The sequence below is a fragment of the Rhodovulum tesquicola genome (genome assembly GCF_024128855.1).
GTDB classification, from domain to species: Bacteria; Pseudomonadota; Alphaproteobacteria; order Rhodobacterales; family Rhodobacteraceae; genus Rhodovulum; species Rhodovulum tesquicola.
Genome location: NZ_JAMYDV010000007.1, coordinates 145,594 through 156,513, shown reverse-complemented (window position 1 = coordinate 156,513; position 10,920 = coordinate 145,594). Strand labels below are relative to the sequence as shown.

Annotated in this window: 11 protein-coding genes; 6 read left to right on the top strand and 5 right to left on the bottom strand. The window is 68.0% G+C overall.

Annotated elements, in window-relative coordinates:
- Positions 1-156 (bottom strand): acetyl-coenzyme A synthetase N-terminal domain-containing protein (locus tag NHN26_RS17480; RefSeq protein ID WP_290442896.1); only part of this gene is annotated, 156 nt, incomplete at its 3' end.
- 223 nt (positions 157-379) lie between these two features.
- A complete protein-coding gene (locus tag NHN26_RS08690; protein WP_253089094.1) occupies positions 380-1,783 on the bottom strand; it encodes a helix-turn-helix domain-containing protein in 1,404 nt (467 codons plus the stop codon).
- Positions 1,784-1,954: 171 nt separating this feature from the next.
- Here NHN26_RS08690 and NHN26_RS08685 point away from each other — a divergent pair, with 171 nt between their 5' ends.
- From NHN26_RS08685 to htpX, 6 genes are all read left to right on the top strand, one after another.
- Entirely contained in the window at positions 1,955-3,154 is a 1,200-nt protein-coding gene (locus tag NHN26_RS08685) for an aminotransferase class V-fold PLP-dependent enzyme (protein ID WP_253089093.1), read from the top strand.
- Positions 3,155-3,188: 34 nt separating this feature from the next.
- Positions 3,189-4,130 (top strand): HpcH/HpaI aldolase/citrate lyase family protein, encoded by a 942-nt coding sequence (locus tag NHN26_RS08680; protein ID WP_253089092.1) that lies wholly within the window; start codon positions 3,189-3,191, stop codon positions 4,128-4,130.
- A 34-nt stretch (positions 4,131-4,164) separates the two neighbouring features.
- Positions 4,165-5,337 (top strand): malate--CoA ligase subunit beta, encoded by a 1,173-nt coding sequence (locus NHN26_RS08675; RefSeq protein WP_253089091.1) that lies wholly within the window; start codon positions 4,165-4,167, stop codon positions 5,335-5,337.
- Between the two features lie 12 nt (positions 5,338-5,349).
- Entirely contained in the window at positions 5,350-6,246 is an 897-nt protein-coding gene (gene sucD, locus NHN26_RS08670; protein ID WP_253089090.1) for a succinate--CoA ligase subunit alpha, read from the top strand.
- A 67-nt stretch (positions 6,247-6,313) separates the two neighbouring features.
- Positions 6,314-7,366 (top strand): selenide, water dikinase SelD, encoded by a 1,053-nt coding sequence (selD, locus tag NHN26_RS08665; RefSeq protein WP_253089089.1) that lies wholly within the window; start codon positions 6,314-6,316, stop codon positions 7,364-7,366.
- An 82-nt stretch (positions 7,367-7,448) separates the two neighbouring features.
- Complete coding sequence (gene htpX, locus NHN26_RS08660) at positions 7,449-8,354, top strand: zinc metalloprotease HtpX (RefSeq protein ID WP_253089088.1); 906 nt, start codon at positions 7,449-7,451, stop codon at positions 8,352-8,354.
- Positions 8,355-8,356: 2 nt separating this feature from the next.
- Here the strand turns inward: htpX and NHN26_RS08655 are convergent, their stop codons facing one another.
- The 3 genes from NHN26_RS08655 to NHN26_RS08645 are packed head-to-tail and all read right to left on the bottom strand — an operon-like array spanning position 8,357 to position 10,913.
- On the bottom strand, positions 8,357-9,127 hold the full coding sequence (locus NHN26_RS08655) for a hydroxypyruvate isomerase family protein (RefSeq protein ID WP_253089100.1): 771 nt from the start codon (positions 9,125-9,127) through the stop codon (positions 8,357-8,359).
- Positions 9,128-9,135: 8 nt separating this feature from the next.
- Positions 9,136-10,419 carry a TRAP transporter large permease gene (locus NHN26_RS08650; protein WP_253089087.1) on the bottom strand — a complete coding sequence of 428 codons (1,284 nt, stop codon included), beginning with the start codon at positions 10,417-10,419 and terminating at the stop codon, positions 9,136-9,138.
- On the bottom strand, positions 10,416-10,913 hold the full coding sequence (locus NHN26_RS08645; RefSeq protein WP_253089086.1) for a TRAP transporter small permease: 498 nt from the start codon (positions 10,911-10,913) through the stop codon (positions 10,416-10,418). The genes NHN26_RS08650 and NHN26_RS08645 overlap by 4 nt, the downstream gene beginning before the upstream one ends.
- Positions 10,914-10,920 lie beyond the last annotated feature (7 nt).

Below are 10,920 nucleotides of genomic sequence, written 5' to 3'. Positions count from 1 at the left end.
ACGACGCCCATGCTCCCCCCAGAACCCTTCCGGATCCTCCACCGACCGGCGATACATCTGCGCATACAACGCCCCGTCAACATGCGCCGAACGCACAAAATCAGAAGACGGCGCGTAAAGCTTGTCGGTATCGTCCCCGGGCGCAGTCACGTTCATCGTCTCGGTCTCCTCTTCCTACCGACCGGCAGACGCCGTTGCGTCACCGGATTTCACTTTTTTGGCATTTACCACAGTCTGTAAAGAATCAACGCGGTAATGCCGGTTCATTTGCGAAATTGTGAAGGCGCTGACCACGGGGGTGGCGCGTTTTGTAAAAGCATTGACAACCTCCTTTCGTCCATCGTGATGCGTGGCCGCCCCTCCGGGGGCGGACCCGGGCTCAGGTCTCATAGCGCGTGGCGCCCCGGCGCCGTTCGTCCACGGGCGTGGCGAGGATCGCCGCCTGATGGGCGCGCTGGTCGCAACTGGCGCGCGGGCAGATCCGGCAGTTGATGCCGATCGGCGTGACGCGGGCGCCGGTCAGCCCCTCGGAATAGCCGATCTCGGCGGCATGCTCGATCGCGCAGCCCATCGCCACGGCCAGCCGCAGATCCTGGCTGTGGCGGGTGAAGGTCGGCCGGTCCACGGTGCGCGAGAACACGAAGAACTGGCTGGAATCGGGCATCTCGACGAATTGCGGCACGATCCGGCCGGGCGTGCGGAACGAGGTGTGGACATCGAGCCGCGGGCAGGCGCCGCCATGTTCGGCGAGGTGGAAATCGGTTGCGTTGAACCGCTTGGTGACATTGCCCGCCTTGTCGATCCGCAGGAAGAAGAACGGCACCCCCTGCGCGCCCGAGCGTTGCAGCGTGGTGGCGCGGTGGCAGGCCTGTTCGAAGCTGACGCCGAAGCGGATCGCGAGATGGTCGAAATCGTACTTGCTGGCGCGCGCCTCGGCGAGGAAGCGGTCATAGGGCATCAGGACGGCGGCGGCGAAGTAGTTGGCCAGTTCCACCCGGCAGCGCGACAGGCCCTGCGGATCGGTGATGCCGGATTGTTCGAGCAGCGCATCCAGCGTTGCGCGCTGTTCCATCAGCCCCGCGACATGGACGAGCTGGAAGACCCGGTTGGGATGGTCGAGCCCCTCGGAGAGCAGGATTTCCCGCCGGCTTTCGTCATGTTCGCGCAGCCCCTGGCGCAGGTCGTCCACCGGCACGACGCGCACCATCAGGCCCAGCCGGTCGCGCAACCGGGCCTTGAGCGCGGGATAGAGGTCGTCGGGGGCGATGCAGAGCCCCTCGCAGAAGGTTTCGGCGGCGGTTTCAAGCTCGGCGAAATGGTTGCGCTTGCGCCGGAAGTAGTCGTGCACCACCGCCTCGGGCGAGGAGGCAAGCAGCCCGTCGCCATCCTCGCGCGAGGCATCGGTGACCGAGAGCAGCCGGTCGGTCGCGGCAAGATAGGCACGGTGCAATTGCAGGAAGCAGGCCACCAGTTCCGGGCTGTGGACCTGGGCTGCGCGCAGTTGCGCAAGGTCGGGGCGGCGGCTGTCGAACAGCGGATCCTGCACCGTCGCGCGCAGGTCGGCCAGAACGGTGGTGTCCTCGTCCTCGGCGATATCGCGCCAGTCGACTCCATAGGTCTCGAACAGCCGCAGCATGACCGCGGCGGACACGCTGCGTTCGTTCTTTTCCAACAGGTTGACGTAGGAGGTGCTGATCCCCAGCGCCTTGCCCATCTGCGCCTGGGTCTCGCCGCGCTCCAGCCGGAGGCGCCGCAGATGCGGACCGATGAACGTCTTCTGCATTGCTCCCCTCCGCGCCCTCCCCGGCGCGTCGATTTCACATTTTCACAACTTTCCGGAAATGTAAAACCTCGCGTTCACAGCAGGACCCGTATTCGTTTCTCCTTTGGCTTGGCATGTGGGCAAGTCGGCGCAGATCAGGCCAAGAACCAGGCGCGCGAGGAGGATCCTGACATGAAGACCGGATTGACCCATCTGTTCATTCCCGGCCCCACGAACATTCCCGAACCCGTCCGACAGGCCATGAACGTGCCGATGCAGGACATGCGGGCGCCCGATTTCGGCGATCTGACGCTGGGGCTGTTCCGGGATCTGAAACGGGTGTTCCGGACCGAGACGGGCACGGTCTTCCTGTTCCCGGGTTCGGGGACGGGCGCGTGGGAGGCGGCGATCACGAACACGCTGAACCCCGGCGACAAGGTGCTGATGTCGCGCTTTGGCCAGTTCTCGCATCTGTGGGTCGAGATGGCGGAACGGCTGGGCCTCGATGTCGAGGTGATCGACGTGCCCTGGGGTGCGGGCTGCCCGGTCAAGGAATATGCCCGCCGCCTGGGCGCCGACCGCAAGGGCGAGATCAAGGCGGTCTTCGTCACCCATAACGAGACCGCGACCGGCGTGACCTCGGACGTGGCGGGGGTGCGCCAGGCGCTGGACGAGAGTTATCACGACGCGCTTCTGTTCGTGGATGGCGTGTCCTCGATCGCGTCCATCGACTTCCGGATGGACGAATGGGGTGTCGATCTGGCCGTGACCGGCAGCCAGAAGGGGCTGATGCTGCCCGCGGGGCTGGGCGTTCTGGCGGTCAGCGAAAAGGCCATGGCGGCGTCCAGGACCGCCACCATGCGGCGGGCCTATTTCGAGTTTTCCGACATGGTGAGCCTGAACGCCACGGGCTATTTCCCCTATACCCCGCCGACCCAGTTGTTCCACGGGCTGCGCCGGTCGCTGGACCGCATCTTCGCCGAGGGGCTGGACAATGTCATCGCCCGCCATCGCCGGCTGGCCGAGGGGGTGCGCCGTGGCGTGCAGGCCTGGGGGCTGAACCTGGTGGCCGAGGCGCCCGTCTTCTACTCGGACACGGTGTCCGCGATCCGGGTGCCCGCGGATGTGGATGCGCGCGAGGTGATCCGCATCGGCTATGAACACTACAACATTTCCTTCGGCAGCGGGCTTGCGCAGCTTGCGGGCAAGGTGTTCCGCATCGGCCATCTGGGCGATCTGAACGAGGGGATGTGCCTGACCGCGCTTTCGCTGGCGGAACTATCGCTGGCCGGGGCGGGTGCCAAGGTCGCTTTCGGTTCGGGCGTGGCGGCGGCGCAGGCATGGTATGCGGAAACCGCCCCGGCGGCCCGGATGAACATCGCCGCCGAATGAGGCAGGTCAAAACCCTCCAGAACGGAGACAAGGCATGAGCCACACCCTACACCCGCTCAGGCGGCAACGCCTGCAGCGGTCCGAACTCGCGGTCCCGGCCTCGAACCCGACGATGGTCGAGAAGGCCGCCGACAGCGAGGCCGATTACGTCTTTCTCGACCTCGAGGACGCGGTCGCGCCCCCCGAAAAGGAACAGGCCCGCAGGAACGCGATCCAGGCGCTGAACGACATCGACTGGGCGGCCAAGGGCAAGACGGTCTCGGTGCGGATCAACGGGCTTGATACGCATTACATGTATCGCGATGTCGTGGACGTGATGGAGCAGGCGGGCGACAGGGTCCACACGCTGCTGGTGCCCAAGGTGGGTGTGCCCGCCGACCTCTACATGGTCGAGGCGATGGTGAACCAGATCGAGCAGGGCAAGGGATACCAGACCCGCGTGGGCCTCGAGGCGCTGATCGAGACCGCGCTGGGGATGGCCAATGTCGAGGAGATCGCGCGCTTTGGTGGCCGGCTCGAGGCGCTGCATTTCGGGGTCGCGGATTACGCGGCGTCGATGCGCGCGCGCACGGTGAATATCGGCGGGCTCAACCCGAACTACCCGGGCGATCAGTGGCATGCCTCGATAACCCGGATGGTGGTGGCCTGCCGGGCCTATGGCCTGCGCGCGGTCGATGGCCCCTTCGGCGATTTCTCGGACCCCGAGGGCTACAAGGACGGGGCGCGGCGGGCCGCGGCGCTGGGCTGCGAGGGCAAGTGGGCGATCCATCCCAGCCAGATCGCGCTGGCCAACGAGGTTTTCAGCCCGCCTGAATCCGAAGTGACACGTGCCCGGCGCATCATCGAGGAATTGCGCAAGGCCGAGGCCGAGGGGCGGGGGGCCGCAGCATTGGACGGCAAGATGATCGACGCGGCGTCGGAACGGATGGCGATGAACGTCATCACGGTGGCCGACGCGATCGCGGCCAAGGGTTAGGGCGGCGGATTTCGCAGCATCCGGGAGGAAACAGATGGACATTCACGAACATCAGGCCAAGGAAATCCTTGCGGGCTTCGGTGTGCCGGTGCCGCGCGGCGGGCTGGCCTACAGCCCCGAACAGGCGGCGTTTCGCGCCCGCGAGCTGGGCGGGACCGGCTGGGTCGTCAAGGCGCAGGTCCATGCGGGCGGCCGTGGCGAGGCGGGCGGCGTCAAGGTCTGCAAGTCCGAACATGAGGTCTACGATTTCGCCAAGGGTCTGTTGGGGCGGCAACTGGTGACGCGCCAGACCGACCAGAACGGCAAGGGCGTCTATCGGCTCTGGGTCGAGGAAGCCACCGATATCGCCAAGGAACTTTACCTGGGCTTCGTGCTCGACCGGAAGTCCGAGCGCATCATGCTCGTCGCCTCGTCCAGCGGCGGCATGGAGATCGAGGAGATCGCCGAGGAAGACCCCGACAGCCTTGTGCGCATGGTGGTCGATCCTGCCCATGGCCTGGTCGAGTATCAGGCCCGCGAACTGGCCTTCCGGCTGGGGCTGAAGGGCGACCAGATCGGCCAGATGGTCAAGGCGGTGCGCGCCTGCTACCGCGCCTATCGCGACCTTGACGCCACCATGGTCGAGATCAACCCGCTGGTCATCACCGGTGCGGGCGATCTGGTGGCGCTGGATGCCAAGATGAGCTTCGACACCAACGCGCTCTATCGCCGCCCGCAGGTCGCCGCGCTGCGCGATCCCAGCCAGGAGGATTCGCGCGAGGCGATGGCCCATGACAATGGCCTCGCCTATGTCGGGCTCGATGGCGATATCGGCTGCATCATCAACGGTGCCGGGCTGGCCATGGCGACGATGGACATGATCAAGCTGTCGGGCGGCGAGCCTGCGAATTTCCTGGATATCGGCGGCGGCGCCAGCCCCGAACGGGTGATGACCGCCTTCCGCACCGTCCTGTCGGATCCCAATGTCAGCGTGATCCTTGTCAACATCTTCGCGGGCATCAACCGCTGCGACTGGGTCGCCAAGGGCGTGGTCGAAGCCTACAGGGCCGAGGGGCTGACCCTGCCCGTGGTGGTTCGCCTTGCGGGAACGAATGTGGATGAGGGCCGCAAGATCATCGACGAATCCGGCCTGCCGCTGATCACCGCCGAGACGCTGGCCGAGGCCGCCGAAAAGGCCGTGGCCGCGCGCCCGAAGAAAGCTGCCTGAGGGAGGAGACCCATGGCCATTCTGATCGACGAGAACACCAAGGTCCTGGTTCAGGGCATGTCGGGCCGGATCGGCAAGTTCCATGCCGAGGAAATGATCGAATACGGCACCAATGTCGTGGCGGGCGTGACGCCGGGCAAGGGGGGCGAGACGGTGCTGGGACGGCCCGTCTTCAACACCGTGCGCGAGGCGGTCGAGGCGACGGGGGCCGAGGCGGCGCTGCTGTTCGTGCCGCCGCCCTTTGCGGCCGATGCGATGATGGAGGCGGCGGATGCCGGTATCCGCACCGCGGTCAGCGTGACCGACGGCATCCCCTCGCAGGACATGATGCGGGTGAAACGCTTCCTGCGCCGCTATCCGCGCGAGAAGAAGATGCAGCTGATCGGGCCGAACTGCGCGGGCGTGATCTCGCCCGGCAAGGGCTTCATGGGGATCATGCCGCCGCATATCTACATGCCGGGCCGGGTCGGCATCGTCGGCCGCTCGGGCACGCTGGGCTACGAGGCGGCCAGCCAGATGAAGGCGCTGGGCATCGGGGTGTCGACCAGCGTGGGCATCGGCGGCGACCCGATCAACGGCTCGTCCTTCAAGGACATCCTCGAACTGTTCGAGGCCGATCCGGATACGGATGCCGTGATGCTGATCGGCGAGATCGGCGGCCCGCAGGAGGCCGAGGCCGCGGCCTATGTCGAGGCGCAGATGACCAAGCCCGTGGTCGCCTATATCGCCGGGCTGTCCGCGCCCAAGGGCCGCAAGATGGGCCATGCCGGGGCGATCATCTCGGCCTTCGGGGAAAGCGCGCAGGAGAAGGTGGAAATCCTGTCCGCGGTCGGCATCACGGTCGCGCCGAACCCGTCCTCCATGGGCCAGACCATGGCCGATGTGCTGGCCAGGCGCGTGGCCGCCTGATCGCGGGGCGCTGGCGCGGGTCTGCGTCCGGGGGTAAGACAGGGCACCCCCGGACCGGAGCCCTGCGATGACCCGCCCCCTTGCCGATGAACCGCGCCTGACCTCGCTGGCCCATGGCGGCGGCTGCGGCTGCAAGATAGCGCCGGGCGTGCTGTCCGACCTGTTGTCGCGCACCGCCGGTCTGCCGGTGCCCGCCGATCTGCTGGTCGGCACCGCGACCTCGGACGACGCGGCCGTCTACCGGCTGAACGATGCCCAGGCGCTGGTCGCCACCACCGATTTCTTCATGCCCATCGTGGACGACCCGTTCGATTTCGGCCGGATCGCCGCGACCAACGCCATCAGCGATGTCTACGCGATGGGCGGGCGGCCCATCCTTGCGCTCGCGCTGGTGGGGATGCCGCTCGCGCAATTGTCCACCCATACGATCGGCCGCATCCTCGAAGGCGGGGCGGCGGCCTGTGCGGCGGCGGGCATCCCGGTCGCGGGCGGGCACAGCATCGATTCCGTCGAACCGATCTACGGGCTTGTGGCGCTGGGCCTTGTCCATCCCGACCGCGTGCGCCGGAACGACGCCGCGCGGGCGGGCGACGTGCTGATCCTGGGCAAGCCGCTGGGCAGCGGGGTGATGTCGGGGGCGTTCAAGAAGGGCCAGCTGAGCGCGGCGGGCTATGCCGAGATGCTGGCCACCACGACGCGGCTGAACACCCCCGGTCCCGACCTGGCCGAGATGGCGGGCGTGCATGCCATCACCGATGTCACCGGCTTCGGCTTTGCGGGCCATGCGCTGGAACTCGCGCGCGGCGCGGGCTGCCTGGTCGAGATCGACTGGGCCCGCGTGCCGGTGATGGAGGGGGTGCGCGATCTGCTGGCGCAGGGCTGCGCGACGGGCGCCTCGGGGCGCAACTGGGCAAGCTATGGCGGCGAGGTGACGCTGCCCGAGGGGTTCGCCGAGGCCGAGCGGGCGCTGCTGACCGACCCGCAGACCAGCGGCGGCCTGCTGGTCGCCTGCGCGCCCGACGCGGAGGCGGAGGTGCTGGCGGCGTTCGCCGCCCACGGCTTCGAGCGCGCGGGCGTCGTGGGCCGGGTGGCCGAGGGCCGGGGCCTGATCCTGCGCTAGGCCCGATTGCGCGGCCGCCCGCGGCTCCTATATTTCTCCGCAACCGCGCCCGAGAGGGGCGCCAGGATGGAGGATCGGAGCCGTGGGCTATTTCCGGACCGCGATGCTGATGGCGGCGATGACCGCGCTGTTCATGGGGATCGGCTATCTGCTGGGCGGCAGCGGCGGGGCGACCATCGCGCTGGTGGTGGCGGCGCTGATGAACGCCTTTAGCTGGTGGAATTCCGACAAGATGGTGCTGCGGATGCACAACGCCCAGCCGGTCGGCCCGAATGACCGCTCGGGCCTGTCGCAGATGGTGGCGGACCTGGCGCGCAACGCGAACATGCCGGTGCCCGCGGTCTATCTGATCGACACGCCGCAGCCCAATGCCTTTGCCACCGGCCGCAACCCCGAGAATGCGGCGGTGGCGGTGACCACGGGGCTGATGCAGACGCTCTCGCGCGAGGAACTGGCGGGCGTGATCGCGCATGAGCTGGCCCATATCCGCAACCATGACACCGCGATCATGACGGTGACGGCGACCTTTGCCGGGGCGATCACGATGCTGGCGAATTTCGCGCTGTTCTTCGGCGGCGGGCGTGACAACAGGATGGGGCCGATCGGGACCATCGCGCTGATGATCCTGGCGCCGATGGCCGCGGCGCTGGTGCAGATGGCGATCAGCCGGACGCGGGAATATGCCGCCGACAAGGCCGGGGCCGAGATCTGCGGCCAGCCGCTGTGGCTTGCCTCAGCGCTGGAGCGGATTCAGGTGGGGGCGGCGCGGATCGACAATGACGCGGCCGAGCGGAACCCGGCGACCGCGCATATGTTCATCATCAACCCGCTGCATGCCCACAAGCGCGACAACCTGTTCGCCACGCATCCCGCGACCGAGAACCGGATCGCGGCGCTGCGCGCGATGGCGGGGGCTGCGCCGCGTGCGGGTGGCGGTGCGCCCTGGGGCGCGGCCCCGCGTGGGCCGTCCGCGGGGCCCTGGGGCTGATTTCAGCCCCCGCGCCAGTCGGACAGCCAGCCCAGACCGGCCGCGATGTCGCCCCGCGGCCGGTATTCCGCGCCGAAGGGGCGGGTCCAGCCCTCGGCGGCGAATTCCGACAGCAGCCAGCGGAAATCCACCTCGCCCCGATCCGGTTCGGCCCGGTCGGGCACGCCTGCGAACTGGACATGGCCGATCCGGTCGCGCGCGGCGCGGAACCGGGTCAGCAGGTCGCCGCCGGTGATCTGCATGTGATAGCAGTCGAACATGATCTTCAGGTTCGGGCGATCCAGCGCCGCAACGATCCGCAGGGCGTGATCGAGGCTGGCCAGGTGATAGCCCGGCACGTCGCGCGGGTTCAGCGGCTCGATCAGGATGGTGATCCCCCGGCCCGCGGCCAGGTCGCAGGCATGTGCCAGATTGGCGCGGAATGCCGCCTCGGCCTCCGCCGCGCCGTGGGTGATGCCCGCCATCACATGCACCGCGCACGTGCCCATCGCCGCGGCATGGTCCAGCGCCTGCGCGATCCCCGCCCGGGCCTGCGCTTCGCGGCCGGGCAGGGCGGCAAGGCCGAATTCGCCGCGCGCACGGTCGCCGGGGGGCGTGTTGAGCGAGAGCATCGGCAACCCCGTCTGGGCCAGCGCGGCCGCCACCTCGGACACCGGAACCGCATAGGGGAAATGGCACTCGACCGCGTCGAAGCCCGCGCCCCGGGCGGCCCGGATCGCCTGTGGCAAGGGCAGGTCGGTGAACAGGAAGCCCAGATTGGCCGAGAACCGCAGCCGCCCCATCAACGTCCCCGCATCAGCATCTCGACCGGCCAGAGCGTGATCGCGGGGACATAGGTGATGACCATCAGCGCGGCGAACACGGTCAGCACGAACCACAGAAGCTGGGGAATGATCCTTTCGACCGGCAGGCGCGCCACCGCGCAGGCGGCGAACAGGTTCACGCCGAGCGGCGGCGTGATCATCCCCAGTGCCAGGTTCACCACCACGATCAGCCCGAAATGCACGGGGTCCACGCCATAGGCCACCGCGATGGGCGCAAGGATCGGGGCCAGAACAAGGATCGCGGCCGAGGTTTCGATGAACATGCCGACCACCAGAAGCAGCAGGTTCACCGCCAGCAGGAAGGCGATGCGGCTTTCGAAGACATCCCTGAACCAGGCCGCGATCTCGTTCGGCAGGCCCGAGCGGGTGACGAGGAAGGAGAACAGCGCCGCCGCCGAGATGATGAGCATGATCGCCGAGGTGGCGATGACGGTTTTCTTCAGCACGCCCGGCAGGTCGCGCAGCCGCAGGTCGCGGTAGACCCCGATGCCGACGATCAGGGCGGTGGCGACCGCGACCGCGCTGGCCTCGGTCGGGGTGAAGATGCCGGAATAGATGCCGCCAAGGATCACCACCGGCACCATCAGCGCGGGCAGCGCCGCCCAGAGCGCGGGGCCAAGGCGGGGGCGGTCGGCGCCATCCTCGCGCCCGATGCCGCGGACCCGGCACAGGATCAGCACCAGCGCCATCAGCGCGCCGCCGACCAGAAGCCCGGGGCCGATGCCGGCAAGGAACAGCTGCCCGATCGAGGTATCGGTCGAGACGCCATACAGGATCAGCGGGATCGAGGGCGGGATCAGCACGCCCAGTTCCGCGGAACTGGCCTGCACCGAGGCCGCCATGGGGGCGGGATAGCCATGGCGCACCATGGCCGGGATCAGGATTGCCCCGATGGCAAAAGTCGTCGCGACCGACGAGCCCGAGACCGAGGCGAACAGCATGCAGGTCAGCACGCAGGAGGCCGCAAGCCCACCCTGGATGCCGCCCACGATGGATTTCGCCAGTTCCACCAGCCGATGCGAGATGCCGCCCGCCGACATCAGGTTGCCCGCCAGGATGAACAGGGGGATCGCCATCAGCGGAAAGCTGTCGAGCCCGGTGAACATCCGCTGCGCCACCAGCAGAAGCGGCAGCCGCCCCTGCACCTCGATCCCGATGACCGAGGCCAGGCCGATGGCGACCGCGATGGGCACGCCCAGCAGGAACAGGATCGCCAGCGACAGGGCAAGGGCTGCGTTCATCGGGGGGACTCCAGCGGGTCGTCGATGCCCTGCCAGGCGCGGATCATGCAGCCCAGAACGGCGATCAGGATGAAGGCGGAGCCCACGGGAAGCGCGGCATAGACCCAGGCGATGGAAATATCGAGGGCGGCAAGCTTCTGGCGCATCACCCGGCCGGTCATGGCCCAGCCCTGCCAGAGCAGGATGGAAAAGAAGCTCAGCGTCAGGATCATCGACAGCTGGTAAAGCGCGCGGCCCAGGCGGCGGGGCAGGGCGGTCTGCACGATCCCGACCGCGATCATCGCGCCTTCGCGAAAGGCGGGCGCGACGCCCAGGAAGACCGACCAGATCATCGCGGAGCGCGTGACCACCTCGGACCAGGTCGAGGGCGTGCCGAAGACGAAACGCGCCGTCACCTGATAGAGCGCGAGTGCGGCCGCGATCAGCAGGAACAGGATCGCGAGCCACAGCGCGATGCGGGTGGTGACCGCCTCGATCCGCAGGAACAGGGTCATGGCGCGA

Bases quoted from the DNA above. Each gene is read 5' to 3' on its own strand.
- NHN26_RS08650 (WP_253089087.1), bottom strand. From the start codon at position 10,419: ATGAACGCAGCCCTTGCCCTGTCGCTGGCGATCCTGTTCCTGCTGGGC.
- NHN26_RS08645 (WP_253089086.1), bottom strand. From the start codon at position 10,913: ATGACCCTGTTCCTGCGGATCGAGGCGGTCACCACCCGCATCGCGCTG.
- NHN26_RS08690 (WP_253089094.1), bottom strand. From the start codon at position 1,783: ATGCAGAAGACGTTCATCGGTCCGCATCTGCGGCGCCTCCGGCTGGAG.
- NHN26_RS08675 (WP_253089091.1), top strand. From the start codon at position 4,165: ATGGACATTCACGAACATCAGGCCAAGGAAATCCTTGCGGGCTTCGGT.
- NHN26_RS08685 (WP_253089093.1), top strand. From the start codon at position 1,955: ATGAAGACCGGATTGACCCATCTGTTCATTCCCGGCCCCACGAACATT.
- selD (WP_253089089.1), top strand. From the start codon at position 6,314: ATGACCCGCCCCCTTGCCGATGAACCGCGCCTGACCTCGCTGGCCCAT.
- sucD (WP_253089090.1), top strand. From the start codon at position 5,350: ATGGCCATTCTGATCGACGAGAACACCAAGGTCCTGGTTCAGGGCATG.
- NHN26_RS08680 (WP_253089092.1), top strand. From the start codon at position 3,189: ATGAGCCACACCCTACACCCGCTCAGGCGGCAACGCCTGCAGCGGTCC.